The sequence below is a fragment of the Thiomicrorhabdus sp. zzn3 genome (assembly GCF_029767755.1).
Classification (GTDB): Bacteria; Pseudomonadota; Gammaproteobacteria; order Thiomicrospirales; family Thiomicrospiraceae; genus Thiomicrorhabdus.
Window position 1 is genome coordinate 1 of sequence record NZ_JARUQS010000004.1, and the last position, 15389, is coordinate 15389.

12 protein-coding genes, 1 tRNA gene and 1 pseudogene are annotated in these 15389 nt (G+C 44.8%); all 14 read right to left on the minus strand.

Features of this window, described 5'->3' with window-relative positions; all coding sequences use genetic code 11:
• On the minus strand, window positions 1–134 hold a 134-nt coding region (locus QCB44_RS10810), incomplete at its 3' end, for a GTP-binding protein (RefSeq protein ID WP_279409794.1).
• Between the two features lie 53 nt (window positions 135–187).
• A complete protein-coding gene (gene fusA, locus QCB44_RS10815; RefSeq protein ID WP_279409976.1) occupies window positions 188–2290 on the minus strand; it encodes an elongation factor G in 2103 nt (700 codons plus the stop codon).
• Window positions 2291–2352: 62 nt separating this feature from the next.
• Entirely contained in the window at window positions 2353–2826 is a 474-nt protein-coding gene (gene rpsG / locus QCB44_RS10820; RefSeq protein WP_279409977.1) for a 30S ribosomal protein S7, read from the minus strand.
• A 67-nt stretch (window positions 2827–2893) separates the two neighbouring features.
• The gene (gene rpsL, locus QCB44_RS10825; protein ID WP_028487292.1) at window positions 2894–3268 is read right to left on the minus strand and encodes a 30S ribosomal protein S12; all 375 of its coding nucleotides are present in this window, start codon (window positions 3266–3268) and stop codon (window positions 2894–2896) included.
• A 137-nt stretch (window positions 3269–3405) separates the two neighbouring features.
• A complete protein-coding gene (rpoC, locus tag QCB44_RS10830; protein ID WP_279409978.1) occupies window positions 3406–7635 on the minus strand; it encodes a DNA-directed RNA polymerase subunit beta' in 4230 nt (1409 codons plus the stop codon).
• Window positions 7635–11693 carry a DNA-directed RNA polymerase subunit beta gene (gene rpoB / locus QCB44_RS10835; protein ID WP_279409979.1) on the minus strand — a complete coding sequence of 1353 codons (4059 nt, stop codon included), beginning with the start codon at window positions 11691–11693 and terminating at the stop codon, window positions 7635–7637. The genes rpoC and rpoB overlap by 1 nt, the downstream gene beginning before the upstream one ends.
• A 178-nt stretch (window positions 11694–11871) precedes the next feature.
• Complete coding sequence (rplL, locus tag QCB44_RS10840; protein ID WP_279409980.1) at window positions 11872–12243, minus strand: 50S ribosomal protein L7/L12; 372 nt, start codon at window positions 12241–12243, stop codon at window positions 11872–11874.
• A gap of 37 nt (window positions 12244–12280) precedes the next feature.
• Window positions 12281–12781: a 50S ribosomal protein L10 gene (gene rplJ, locus QCB44_RS10845; RefSeq protein WP_279409981.1), complete on the minus strand. Its 501-nt coding sequence runs from the start codon at window positions 12779–12781 to the stop codon at window positions 12281–12283.
• Window positions 12782–12966: 185 nt separating this feature from the next.
• Window positions 12967–13656 carry a 50S ribosomal protein L1 gene (gene rplA, locus QCB44_RS10850; RefSeq protein ID WP_279409982.1) on the minus strand — a complete coding sequence of 230 codons (690 nt, stop codon included), beginning with the start codon at window positions 13654–13656 and terminating at the stop codon, window positions 12967–12969.
• Between the two features lie 4 nt (window positions 13657–13660).
• A complete protein-coding gene (gene rplK, locus QCB44_RS10855) occupies window positions 13661–14089 on the minus strand; it encodes a 50S ribosomal protein L11 (protein ID WP_279409983.1) in 429 nt (142 codons plus the stop codon).
• 62 nt (window positions 14090–14151) lie between these two features.
• The gene (nusG, locus tag QCB44_RS10860; RefSeq protein WP_279409984.1) at window positions 14152–14685 is read right to left on the minus strand and encodes a transcription termination/antitermination protein NusG; all 534 of its coding nucleotides are present in this window, start codon (window positions 14683–14685) and stop codon (window positions 14152–14154) included.
• 1 nt (window position 14686) lies between these two features.
• Window positions 14687–15070: a preprotein translocase subunit SecE gene (gene secE, locus QCB44_RS10865; RefSeq protein WP_279409985.1), complete on the minus strand. Its 384-nt coding sequence runs from the start codon at window positions 15068–15070 to the stop codon at window positions 14687–14689.
• A 59-nt stretch (window positions 15071–15129) separates the two neighbouring features.
• A tRNA-Trp gene (locus QCB44_RS10870) sits at window positions 15130–15206 on the minus strand.
• Window positions 15207–15265: 59 nt separating this feature from the next.
• A pseudogene (tuf, locus tag QCB44_RS10875) lies at window positions 15266–15389 on the minus strand (elongation factor Tu); the annotation flags it as partial.

A 15389-nucleotide genomic window follows, 5' to 3' on the forward strand; every position in this document is an offset into this window, starting at 1 on the left:
TTCGCTTCACCACCAAACTTCTTACCTTGAACAATTGTCAATGCCGCAGTCAGAGTTGTCTTACCATGGTCAACGTGACCGATAGTACCAACGTTTACGTGCGGTTTCGTTCTTTCAAACTTTTCCTTTGCCATAATGAACTACCTTTAATTAAAAACCCTCATTAAATGAGGGTTAAAAAGTTAAATTAAGAACCTTTTTTCGCGTTAGCGATAATTTCTTCTTGAATATTAGAAGGTGCATCACTGTACTTATCAAACACCATGCTGTAGCTAGCACGACCTTGAGTCAATGAACGCAACTGTGTCGCATAACCGAACATTTCCGCCAATGGCACTTCCGCTTTTAGCTTTTTACCTGTCGGAATATCTTCCATGCTCTGAACCAGACCTCGACGACGGTTAAGGTCACCCATCACATCCCCCATATACTCTTCAGGGGTCGTCACCTCTACTGCCATAATCGGCTCAAGGATGACAGGGTTAGCATTTACAACACCGTTCTTGATACCCATCGAGGCTGCAACACGGAATGCAGTTTCGTTAGAGTCAACATCATGGTATGAACCATCAAACAATGTGACCTTAACATCAACCATTGGATAACCAGCAATAACACCGTTCTCCAGCTGCTCTTGACACCCCTTTTCAACCGCCGGAATGTACTCACGGGGTACGACACCACCAACGATATTATTGACGAACTCAAATCCGGCACCGGCTTCATTCGGCTCAATCTTAAGCACAACATGCCCGTACTGACCACGACCACCAGACTGGCGAACAAACTTACCATCGGCTTCAACAGCAGATTTGATCGTTTCACGATAAGACACCTGAGGCGCACCAACATTTGCTTCAACGTTGAATTCACGCTTCATACGATCGACCAGGATATCCAGGTGAAGCTCACCCATACCAGACATGATTGTCTGTCCAGTTTCTTCATCGGTATTCACACGGAATGATGGATCTTCTGCAGCCAGTTTTTGCAACGCAATCCCCATCTTCTCCTGGTCAGCTTTAGTCTTAGGCTCAACCGCAATCGAGATAACCGGTTCTGGGAACTCCATACGCTCAAGAACAATCTTATGATCTGGATCACACAAAGTGTCACCAGTAGTCGTATCTTTAAGACCAACCGCACAAGCAATATCACCAGCACGCACTTCTTTGATTTCTTCACGTGAGTTTGCATGCATCTGCAAAATACGTCCGACACGCTCACGTTTAGACTTAACGGTATTGAAAACTGGGCTACCAGCTTCTAGAACACCTGAATACACGCGGAAGAACGTCAAAGTACCCACATAAGGGTCTGTCATAATCTTGAATGCCAATGACGCGAATGGCTCATCGTCAGATGACTTACGAGTGGCTTTAGAACCATCTTCAAGCTCACCTTCAATCGCAGGTACATCAGTTGGTGCAGGCATATAGTCGATAACCGCATCTAGTAACGCCTGTACACCTTTGTTCTTAAAGGCAGTACCGCAGAACATTGGAACAATTTCAACATCGATACAACGCTGACGAATACCTGCTTTGATCTCTTCTTCAGACAACTCACCATTTTCCAGGTACTTGTCCATCATCTCTTCAGATACCTCAGCCGCCGCTTCCATCATGGCTTCACGGTATTCTTCAGCCTGGTCTTGCAACTCTGCCGGAATATCTTCATAGGTAAATTCAACCCCCATGTTTTCTTCTTTCCAGTAGATTGCTTTCATTTTAACAAGATCGATCACACCCTTAAAATCTTCCTCAGCGCCAATTGGCAACTGCATTGGAACAGGATTTGCACCCAAACGAGTTTTAACCTGATCAACCACATTGAAGAAGTTAGCCCCCGAACGGTCCATCTTGTTTACAAAGCCCATGCGTGGCACGCCATATTTGTCAGCCTGACGCCATACCGTCTCAGACTGAGGCTCTACACCACCAACAGAACAGAAACAAGTTACTGCACCATCCAGAACACGCAGAGAACGTTCAACCTCGATTGTGAAGTCAACGTGACCCGGAGTATCAATGATATTAATACGGTGCTCATCATATTGAGCACCCATACCACGCCAGAATGTAGTTGTTGCCGCAGAAGTGATAGTAATACCACGCTCCTGCTCTTGCTCCATCCAGTCCATGGTTGCACCACCGTCATGTACCTCACCAATCTTGTGAGACACACCAGTGTAGTAAAGAATACGTTCAGTAGTTGTGGTTTTACCCGCATCAATGTGAGCCATAATACCAATGTTGCGGTATCTTTCTATAGGGGTTTTACGTGCCACGTCAATTAACCTTTTAATTTAATGCCAAAACAATAAAGGCCCTAAACCGGGCCCCAATCAGATTACCAACGGAAATGAGAGAAAGCCTTGTTGGCTTCTGCCATCCGGTGCGTATCTTCTTTTTTCTTGATTGCTGAGCCGCGATTTTCCAGTGCGTCACTCAACTCACCAGCTAATCTAAGCATCATTCCTTTTTCGCTGCGCTTACGAGAAGCTTCAACCAACCAACGCATGGCTAAAGCCATTTTACGCTCTGGTCTTACTTCAACAGGAACCTGGTAAGTTGCCCCACCAACACGGCGAGACTTAACCTCTACCATCGGACCAACATTGTCCAGAGCTTCTTTTAAAAGGGCAACGTGGTCACCACCTTTTTTACGCTCAACAACGGTATCCAGCGCACCATAAACGATTTTTTCGGCAACGGATTTTTTACCGCTTACCATGATCATATTTACAAACTTTGTTAAAGTTGTATCCCCAAACTTCGGATCAGGCAACACCTGTCTTTTTGGGATTTCTCTTCTTCTAGCCATTCCTAACTCTTCCGGTATAAATGTAACACTAAAATTGCAAAACGTATGTTAAAGGGAGATTAAACCATTAACCCTTTGGACGCTTCGCACCGTACTTAGAACGACCTTGTTTACGACCATCAACACCGGCACAGTCTAATGCACCGCGAACTGTATGATAACGTACACCAGGCAAGTCTTTTACACGACCACCACGGATAAGGATAACCGAGTGTTCTTGCAGGTTATGCCCTTCACCACCAATGTAGGAAGATACTTCATAACCGTTCGTTAAACGTACACGCGCAACTTTACGCAGAGCAGAGTTTGGCTTTTTAGGGGTTGTTGTATAAACACGCGTACAAACGCCACGACGTTGAGGACATGCCTGTAACGCAGCAACATTGGATACTTTACGCTTATCTTTACGCGGCTTACGCACCAACTGGTTAATTGTAGCCATTAAATATTCTCCAATTTGAGATTAACTCTTACACTTACAAACAAATCTGCGGCTTATTAGAGCCGCAGATAAGGATGGAAATTTTAGAGACCTGAATTCAATAAGTCAAGCATAAATACTTGAATTTATTATTTGATTCAGATTTCAGTTTCCATATTTTCAGCATCCACTTCCGCAACCATCTCTTCCGAAACAGCCGCTTCAGTTTCCACCTCTTCATCAGCCTTCATAAACGCCTGCAGCTCATCCATCGCGGCTTCACTCGCTGCTTTACGGGCCTGGTGATAGGCAAACCCGGTACCAGCCGGAATTAGACGACCTACAATTACGTTCTCCTTAAGACCGATCAGTTTATCACGCTTGCCACTTACAGCTGCTTCTGTAAGAACACGTGTTGTTTCTTGGAATGAGGCTGCAGAGATAAAGGATTCTGTCGCAAGTGATGCTTTGGTAATACCCAGCAACACCCGTTCAAATGTCGCCTCAACCTTTCCTTCTGCTCTGGCTTTTTCATTCAATTCGATGACGCGAGCATATTCAGCTTGCTCACCTTTGATCAGGCCTGTATCACCTGAGGACTTAATTTCAACCTTACGCAACATTTGACGAACAATCGTTTCAATGTGCTTATCGTTAATCTTAACCCCTTGCAGACGATATACATCTTGAACTTCATCAACAATGTATTCAGCCAGCTTTTCAATACCAAGCAGTCGGAGAATGTCATGTGGATTTGGGTTACCCTCAACAATCACATCCCCTTTTTCTACACGCTCACCTTCAAAGACAGTCACACTACGCCATTTTGGAATCAGTGTTTCGTACTGTTCACCACTGTCCTGGGTAATAACCAGACGCTGTTTGCCTTTGGTTTCTTTACCAAAGCCAACCACACCGGTTACCTCAGCCATAATTGAAGGCTCTTTCGGTTGACGCGCTTCGAACAGATCTGCCACTCGAGGAAGACCACCAGTGATATCTTTAGTTTTCGAACTTGCCTGCGGAATACGTGCCAATACATCACCCGCACCCACTTCAGCATTTTCCTGAACCACCACAATTGCGTTTTCTGGCAGGTAATAAAGAGCCGGAGTTTGTGTTCCAGGGAAACAAACCGCTTCTCCGGCACCATCAACCAAAGCAATATATGGACGTGCTTCTTTTGCTGAACTGGCGCGCTCTTTGGCATCCTTAACAACACGTGTAGTCAGTCCGGTCAACTCATCGACAATCTCTTCAACGGCGCCTTCAAAGTTACCAAACTGGACAACACCTTTCGCTTCCGTAATAACCGGGTGAGTATGCGGATCCCATTGTGCCAACACTTCACCGGCAGCAATAGAACCACCATCTTCTACCGTTAAAATAGAACCATACTGGATCTTGTAACGCTCGATTTCACGTCCAGACTCATCCGCAATTGAAACTTCACCAGAACGTGAAGTTACAACAATCTGCTGTTCCGAATTGTGGATCGTCTTCAGGTTGTACCATTTAACCGTCCCGCTATGCTTCACCTCGATCTGACTCTGCGCAGATGAACCAGAAGCCGTACCACCGATATGGAAGGTACGCATGGTCAACTGTGTACCTGGCTCACCAATGGATTGGGCCGCCATAACACCCACAGCTTCACCCATATTTACCAGGTGACCACGAGCCAAATCACGTCCGTAACATTGCTGACAGATACCAAAACGCGTTTCACAGGTCATTGGAGAACGTACAAACACGTGGTCAATACCATTTTCATCAATAATATTAACTAACTTCTCATCCAGCAAAGTCCCTTTTGCCACTAATAGAGAACCGTCAGCCGCCAAAATATCCTTGCTCGTAATTCGACCCAATACGCGATCTTTCAGTGTTTCAACAACATCACCACCTTCAACATGAGCTGTCATCTTAATGCCGGCTTCTGTACCACAGTCATTTTCGGTAACAACAACATCCTGCGCCACATCCACCAAACGACGAGTCAGGTAACCCGAGTTTGCGGTCTTCAATGCTGTATCAGCCAGACCTTTACGAGCACCGTGAGTAGAAATAAAGTACTGAAGTACGTTCAAACCTTCACGGAAGTTGGCTGTAATTGGCGTTTCGATGATCGAACCATCCGGCTTCGCCATCAAACCACGCATACCACCCAACTGACGCATCTGAGCAACGGAACCACGAGCTCCAGAATCAGCCATCATATAAACCGAGTTGAATGATGTCTGCTGAACTTCATTACCATCCTTATCGGTTACGGTTTCATACTGAAGTTCATCCATCATCGATTTAGTAACCAGCTCATTGGTATGTGACCAAATATCGACGACTTTGTTGTAACGCTCACCATCGGTTACCAAACCTTGGGCAAATTGACCCTGAATTTCAGCAACCTGATTTTCTGCACGCTCAATAATTTCAGCCTTACTTTCTGGAATCAACATATCATCTGAACAGAAAGAAAGTCCTGCTAACGTAGACCATTTAAAACCGGCATACATAAGCTGGTCGGCAAAAATTACAGTCTCTTTTGGCCCCAGTACACGATAGCAAGTATTTAGAACAGAACTAATGTTCTTCTTAGTCATACTGACATTTAGCAAGTCATAGCTCAGCCCTTTAGGCAAAATACGGCACAGTAATGCACGACCTGCTGTGGTGTCGACGATGCGTGAACTGACACTTTCCGTACCATTTTCATCAATGACGGTTTCTTCAACTTTCAATTTGATTTTTGTATGCAAATGAACGGCTTTAGCCTGAAGCGCACGCTCTACTTCACGCCAGTTAGCAAAGGCCTTACCTTCACCTTTCGCATTAATACTTTCACGCGTGATGTAGTAAAGACCAAGAACAACGTCCTGTGACGGCACAATAATTGGGTCACCGTTCGCAGGTGACAACAAGTTATTTGTAGACATCATCAAGGTACGCGCTTCTAACTGAGCTTCCAGCGAAAGCGGAACGTGGACAGCCATCTGGTCCCCATCGAAGTCAGCGTTGAATGCCGAACACACCAATGGATGCAAATTAATGGCCTTACCTTCAATCAATACAGGTTCAAACGCCTGAATACCCAAACGGTGAAGGGTCGGAGCACGGTTCAATAATACCGGATGCTCACGAATGACTTCATCCAGAACATCCCACACTTCCGGCAACCCTTGCTCGACCATTTTCTTGGCGGCCTTGATTGTTGGAGACATACCACGCTTCTGCAATTTACTGAAGATGAATGGCTTGAACAACTCCAAAGCCATCTTTTTCGGTAAACCACATTGATGTAAACGCAGTGTAGGACCAACTACGATCACCGAGCGTCCAGAGTAGTCAACACGCTTTCCTAGTAGGTTTTGACGGAAACGACCCTGCTTACCTTTGATCATATCTGCCAGCGATTTCAACTGGCGCTTGTTTGTCCCCGTTACCGCTCGACCACGACGACCATTATCTAGCAATGAATCGACCGCTTCCTGCAACATGCGTTTTTCATTACGCACAATAATGTCCGGCGCCATTAGATCCAACAGACGCTTCAAACGGTTATTACGGTTAATAACGCGGCGATATAGATCATTCAAGTCAGACGTAGCAAAGCGGCCGCCATCTAATGGCACTAATGGTCGCAATTCAGGCGGTAAAACAGGAAGCACATCCAAGATCATCCACTCTGGACGGTTACCTGAAGCCAAAAAAGATTCAATCAGTTTTAAACGCTTTGAAATTTTCTTCTGCTTGGTCTCTGAGTTAGTGCTGTCAATTTCTTCACGCAGACGAACGGCTTCAGCTTGCAAGTCGATTGATTGCAACATCTTCTTGATCGCTTCGGCACCCATCTGAGCTTCAAACTCATCACCATATTCATCCAATGCGTCTAGATACTCTTCTTCAGAAAGAAGCTGCCATGGTTCAAGGGGAGTCAAACCTGGATCAACAACCATAAACGCTTCAAAGTACAAGACAGCTTCAATCTCTTTAAGCGTCATATCCAGCATCAAACCAATACGCGATGGCAATGACTTCAAGAACCAGATATGCGCGACAGATGTTGCCAGATCAATATGCCCCATGCGCTCGCGACGCACCTTAGACTGGGTGACTTCAACACCACACTTCTCACAAATAACGCCACGATGCTTCAGGCGCTTGTATTTTCCACACAAACACTCATAGTCACGAATCGGTCCAAAAATCTTGGCACAAAACAGGCCGTCACGCTCAGGCTTAAAGGTACGATAGTTAATCGTCTCAGGTTTTTTTACTTCGCCATATGACCATGAACGAATTTTTTCTGGTGAAGCAAGCGAAACCTTGATCGCATCAAAGTCACTTGATACGTTTTGTTTTTTTAGAAAACCGAGTAAATCTTTCATTAGTCTTGCTCCAACTCAATATCAATACCTAGGGCGCGAATCTCTTTGCGTAGTACGCTGAAGGACTCTGGCATTCCTGGTTCCATATATTCATTTCCGTCGACGATGTTCTTATACATGCGTGTACGGCCGTTCAAATCATCCGACTTAACGGTCAACATTTCTTGCAATGTGAAGGCAGCACCATAAGCTTCAAGTGCCCACACCTCCATCTCACCAAAACGCTGCCCACCAAACTGAGCCTTACCGCCTAGTGGTTGCTGAGTAACCAAACTGTATGGACCCGTTGAACGAGCATGCATCTTGTCATCAACCAAGTGATTCAGTTTCAGATAGTACATATAACCAACGGTTACTGGGCGATCGAATTCCTCGCCAGTCAAACCATCAAACAGTCTCATCTGTCCAGACTCAGGTAGATCTGCCAGTCTCAACAATGCTTTGATCTGGTCTTCTGAAGCACCATCAAATACAGGGCTCGCCAAAGGCACACCTTTACGCAGATTGCCAGCTAGCTCAATAATCTCCTGATCTGTAAAGGCATCAAGATCGACTCCTTGCCCTTGAGTCTCGTTATAGATCTTATCCAGGAAGGCACGTAACTCCTTCACATCTGCCTGTTGTTGAAGCATTTGATTAATCTTAGTTCCCAAACCTTCTGCCGCAAGCCCAAGATGCGTTTCAAGAATCTGTCCGACGTTCATACGAGACGGAACACCCAGCGGGTTCAAACAAATATCAACTGGACGACCTGTTTCGTCGTAAGGCATATCTTCAACCGGGCAGATACGTGAAATAACACCCTTATTACCATGGCGGCCAGCCATTTTATCACCAGGTTGAATACGGCGTTTAATCGCCACATAAACCTTAACCATTTTAGACACACCCGGTGCTAGATCATCACCCTGACTTAGCTTCTTACGCTTCTCTTCGTAAGCATCATTTAGCTCTGTACGTTTCTTTTTCAACTGGGCTTCAAGCGCTTCAAGTTGGCGCGTTACATCCGCATCATCAACATTCAAAGAGAACCACTTATCTTGATCTACGCCTGACAAATAATCCGCTGTAATTTTTGTTCCATCTACCAACTTCTTACCGTCAAGCATGGCAGCAATACGGTTCAGCGTATCTTCTTTCAAGATATTGTATTGTTCATCAATGTCTTTACGGATTCGTGACAATTCTTCATCCTGAATAGCCATGGCGCGTGCATCTTTTTGCACACCTTCTCGGGTAAAGACTTGAACATCAATAACTGTACCTTCAATACCTTTACCTACACGCAGGGAAGTATCTTTTACGTCGGAGGCTTTTTCACCAAAGATAGCACGCAATAATTTTTCTTCTGGCGTTAGCTGGGTTTCGCCTTTAGGGGTCACCTTACCAACAAGAATATCACCCTGCTTAACTTCCGCACCGACATAAACAATACCGCATTCATCCAGCCTTGAAAGTGCCGCTTCACCGACATTTGGAATATCCGCAGTAATTTCTTCAGGCCCAAGCTTGGTATCACGAGCCAAACACGTTAACTCTTCGATATGGATGGTTGTATAACGATCTTCTTGAACTACTCGCTCTGACACGAGAATCGAGTCCTCAAAGTTGTATCCATTCCAAGGCATAAAGGCGATGCGCATATTTTGACCCAGCGCAAGCTCACCCAAATCAGTAGAAGGACCATCTGCCAACACATCACCACGAACAACTTTATCACCCGATTTCACCACCGGCTTCTGGTTGATACATGTGTTCTGGTTAGAACGCTGGTACTTAACAAGGTTATAAATATCAACCCCTGTCTCACCCTCTTTAATCTCATCAGCATTAACTCGAACCACAATACGGGCCGCATCAGATGAAACCACTTCACCGCCACGCTCGGCGACAACGGTCACACCAGAATCGATCGCTACCGTCTTTTCAATACCTGTACCTACCAGTGGCTTATCTGCACGCAACGTAGGCACAGCTTGACGCTGCATGTTTGATCCCATCAAAGCACGGTTAGCATCATCATGTTCAAGGAATGGAATAAGCGACGCCGCAACAGACACAATCTGCTGAGATGACACATCCATATAATCAACATCGCTCGTAGAAGATAACGTAAACTCGTTTTGATGACGGGCGGATACCAAGCTATCTACAAAACGATTATTTTCATCCAATTTAGCACTGGCCTGCGCAATAACATACTGCGCCTCGTCAATTGCGGATACGTATTCCACTTCATCCGTAACCTGGCCATCAACTACTTTACGATATGGTGTTTCAAGGAAGCCATATTCATTGGTTTTAGCATAGATAGCCAAAGTATTAATCAAACCAATGTTTGGACCTTCAGGCGTTTCGATAGGACAGACACGTCCATAGTGCGTAGGATGAACGTCACGTACTTCAAAGCCCGCACGTTCACGCGTTAAACCACCTGGCCCCAACGCAGACACGCGGCGCTTATGCGTGACTTCAGACAATGGATTGACCTGATCCATAAACTGCGACAATTGGGATGATCCGAAGAACTCTTTAATCGCAGCTGAAACCGGTTTCGCATTGATTAGATCCTGAGGCATCAACCCATCAGATTCGGCTTGATTCAAACGCTCTTTTACCGCACGTTCTACACGTACCAATCCGACACGGAAGGCATTTTCAGCCATCTCACCCACCGCACGGATACGACGGTTACCTAGCGTATCAATATCATCAACGGTACTCAGACCATTACGGATATTAATCAACTCGCGAATGACTTCGATAATATCGTCTTTCTCAAGAACACCAGAACCTTCATTCTCTTTACGTCCAAGACGACGGTTCAACTTCATTCGGCCAACCGAGGACAAATCGTAGCGACTTTCATCAAAGAAAAGGCTTTCGAAGAGGGCTTCAGATGACTCTTTTGTTGGCGGCTCACCCGGACGCATCATACGATAAATTTCAATTTGCGCCTCAAGCTGTGATGTCGTTGTATCTAGATTAAGTGTATCTGAGATATAAGGTCCATTTTCTAGCTCGTCAATAAACAAGACCTTAATTTCGGCTTTGCCCATTTGGGCAATTTTTTCGATAAGCTCTTGAGTCAATACATCATTGGCACGAGCAACAAGTTCACCCGTATCCTTATCCATGATGCCGGCAGCCAAAACTTTACCTAGCAAATACTCATTAGGTACAACCGTTTTTTCAATGCCTGCTTCTTTCAAAAGCTTGATCGTACGGGCAGTAATTTTCTTACCAGCTTCAACAATTTTCTTACCATCATGCTCAATATCAAAGCTAGCGGTCTGACCCTTTAACTGCTCAGCATCAAGGGTTAACTCAAACTTACCTTTTTTTACAGTGATGACGTTCTGATCAAAAAAAGCATCCAGAATTTCTTCATTAGAGTAACCCATTGCACGCAACAGCACTGAAACTGGAAGCTTGCGACGACGGTCAATACGTGTGAACAGACAATCATTATGATCGAACTCAAAGTCAAGCCATGAACCACGGTATGGAATAATGCGGGCATTAAATAGCAACTTACCTGAAGAGTGTGATTTACCTTTGTCGTTATCAAAGATAACACCCGGTGAACGATGCAACTGGGTAACGATAACACGCTCAGTTCCGTTAATAACAAAGGTTCCATTTTCCGTCATAAGAGGAATATCGCCCAAATACACCTCTTGTTCTTTAACGTCTTTAACAGGTCTCTTACCTGCAGGGGCATCTTTATCATAAATAACAAGACGCATCTTCACACGCAATGGTGCCGAATAGGTTACACCACGCTGTTTACATTCTTTAACATCAAATTCAGGTTGACCAAGATGATAGCTCACGTACTCTAAATCAGCAGTACCGGCAACACCACGAATAGGGAAAACAGATGTAAAAGCTGCATTCAAGCCAACATTTGCTCTCTCTTGAGGCTTTTTATCCAGCTGCAAGAATTCGCGGAATGATCCTTTTTGTAAAGACAGTAAGTATGGAACTTCTAGAATTGAAGGACGTGTTGCAAAGTTTTTACGCACACGTTTCTTTTCAGTTAAAGAGTAAGTCATCGTTTACCTCGACGATAAAATTGCCAGGAATAGCTAAACGCTATTTAGAATGCATAAAACTGTAGTAGCAGCCGGGAGTCCCACTTTCTAACACACTTTTACACACTGTTAAAACGCGAAAAGGCCGGCGCTATAAAACGCCAGCCATCGCTTGCTGTACAGACAGCTTTTGTCGAAATTACTTAATTTCGACTTCTGCACCTGCTTCTTTAAGGTCGTTAGCCAAAGCTTCAGCTTCTTCCTTAGAGATACCTTCTTTAAGAGTAAATGGAACACCTTCAACGGCTTCCTTAGCCTCTTTAAGACCAAGACCTGTTGCACCACGAACTGCTTTGATTGCAGCTACTTTGTTTGCACCAGCGCCAGTCAGAACAACATCAAATTCAGACTTCTCTTCTGCAGCCGCACCCGCGTCGCCGGCAGGACCAGCAGCAACCATAGCCGCAGCAGAAACACCAAATTTTTCTTCCATTGCTTCAACAAGCTCAACAACTTCCATTACTGACATGTTAGCAACGGCTTCTAGAATATCATCTTTTGTTACAGACATTTGAAATCTCCTAAATCTTTATTTGTAACTTAATAACTTAAGCTGCTTCTGCTTCTTTCTGCTCTTTAACAGCAGCAAGAGCGCGAGCCAATTTAGCCACAGGCTCTTTCATAACAAACAGAAGCTTAGCAACAGCTTCATCGTATGTAGGCAATGCCGCAACCGCATTCAATTGGCTAGCGTCCATTACGCCTTCACCAATAGATAGCGATTTAACTACCAGTGCTTCGTTACCTTTTGCAAAATCCTTAAACACACGTGCTGCAGTCCCTAGCTCTTCACCTGAAAAGGCAAAAACCAAAGGTCCAACAAAAGTGTCAGCCATGTCTTCAAATTTAGTGCCGGCAACTGCACGACGGGCCAAGGTGTTCTTAACAACACGAACTTTTACACCCGCTTCACGTGCTTTAGCACGAAGGTCGGTCATTTGCTCTACAGTCAAACCACGATATTCAGCTGCCACAATAGAACCTGCTTCAGCAACAATGCCAGCAACTTCTTCTACGACAAGCTTTTTATCTTCGATATTGAGTGCCATATAACCTCCAAACAGCCTGATATAAACCAGACTCTTCCATCTACGTAGGCTTAAATCTATTAAGAGAACATCGATTGCTCTCGCCTACGGTCTGCGATGGGCACACTTTAAATGAAATACAGATTTCTTTTAAGGAGACCCAAATCGCATCAACTCTACCCAAAAAAAGCAGAGTAAATTCTTTATTACAACGACGATTGATCAACAACCAGGCCTGGACCCATAGTTGAAGAAATCGTCACTTTCTTAATGTAAGTACCTTTTGCAGAAGCTGGTTTTGCTTTCTTCAGATCTTCCATCAATGCATTCAAGTTTTCTTTAAGCTTGTCCGCATCAAAACTAACTGTTCCGATTGAAGCATGGATAATACCTGCCTTATCTGCACGGAAACGGACCTGACCTGCTTTTGCATTTTTAATTGCACCAACTACATCCGGCGTTACTGTTCCAGTCTTAGGGTTTGGCATCAAGCCGCGAGGACCCAAAACTTGACCCAACATACCAACAACACGCATTGCATCAGGAGAAGCGATGACAACATCAAAATCCATCATTCCTTTCTTAACTTCATCAGCCAGCTCTTCCATACCAACAAAGTCAGCACCCGCTTCTTTTGCTGCCGCCTGGTTTGCTTCTCCGGTAAATACCGCAACGCGAACATCCTTACCGGTTCCGTTTGGCATAACAGTTGCACCACGAACGACCTGATCGGATTTACGAGGGTCAATCCCTAGACGAACAGAAACATCGACAGATTCTGTAAACTTGGCTGTCGCCAATTCTTTGACCAGATTAAGCCCTTCAAGAATGTCGTAAGAAGCATTACGATCAACTTTTTCAGCGAATAATTTTTGCTTTTTAGTCAGTTTTGCCATCGTATTACTCCTCAACCACTAGACCCATCGAACGCGCAGAACCAGCGATAATTTTTACCGCCGCATCAAGATCATTAGCATTCAAGTCCGCCATTTTAGTGTTCGCAATCTCTTCTAACTGCGCACGTGTAACCGTACCAACCTTATTCAAGTTAGGAACAGCACTTCCGCTCTGGATACCCGCTGCTTTTTTCAACAAAATTGAAGCTGGCGGCGTCTTAGTGATAAAGCTAAAGCTGCGATCACTGTAAACAGTAATAACAACTGGAACCGGCATTTTAGCTTCTAGATTCTGAGTTTGCGCGTTAAACGCCTTACAGAATTCCATGATGTTCACACCATGCTGACCCAAAGCAGGACCAACCGGCGGACTTGGGTTTGCAGCACCCGCAGGCACTTGCAACTTGATATAGGCTTCAATCTTCTTAGCCATCTTTTACTCCTTATGGGTTAGACGCCTTCCAGCTCCCCAGTAGGTTAAAAAAAACGATTCTATTAATTTTTTTCAACTTGATTAAACTCAAGCTCAACAGGCGTTGAACGCCCAAAAATAAGAACCGATACTTGTAACTTGTTTTTCTCGTAATCTACTTCTTCAACAACCGCTTCAAAGTCTTTGAACGGTCCATCAATTACCCGAACCATTTCACCTGGCTCGTAAATCACTTTAGGACGAGGCTTATCAACACCAGCTTCAACACGCTGCAAGATTCTATCGACCTCTTTTTGAGAAATAGGTGCTGGACGATCACTCGTTCCACCAATAAAGCCCATTACCTGAGGCACACTTTTGACCAGGTGCCAACTCTCTTCGGTCATCTCCATCTGGACAAGCACATAACCAGGGAAAAATTTGCGCTCACTGGTTCGTTTCTTGCCATCACGAATCTCAACCACCTCTTCAGATGGAACCAGAATCTCACCAAACTGATCTTCTAAACCAGCACGCTCAGCATATTCCTGGAGAGCCTTCTGAACTTTTTTCTCGTATCCTGAGTAAGCATGTACTACATACCATCTCTTAGCCATCTTAACCACCTTGCCCTGTTAACAGCTGGACAGCCCACAAAAAGAACATATCCACCAACCAAAAGAAAATACCCATAATGATGACAACCACAAATACGATTAACGTCATCTGCACAGTCTCTTGACGTGTTGGCCAAACAACCTGTCTGACCTCTCTTTTTGCATGACTTAGATAGTTAAACCAGCTACGGCCAATGGCCGTCTGATACAAAATAAACGCTGAAACAGCAACGCCAGCTATGACACCTAAAACACGAACAACGGCATGCGCTTCCTCGTAGACGTAATACCCCACTAAGGAACCAATCAATACAGCGATCGCCAACAACAACTTGGCGGTATCCGCAGAACTCGATGCTCTATGCTCTTCGATTTGCTTACTCATAACCTATCAGCTAAATTAAAAACGACCCGCATTCGCGAAAATGCAGGCCGTTATGAATATGGCAGGGGTAGAGGGATTCGAACCCCCAACACCCGGATTTGGAATCCGGTGCTCTGCCAATTGGAGCTATACCCCTGAATTTAGTCGCAAAAAAAGGGGATTATACACCCCCTTTTTCATGCTTGCAAGAGTGGATTACTCAATGATTTTAGCAACCACACCTGCACCAACTGTACGACCACCTTCACGGATCGCAAAACGCAGACCTTCTGCCATCGCGATTGGGTTGATCAACTCTACAGTCATTTGTACGTTATCA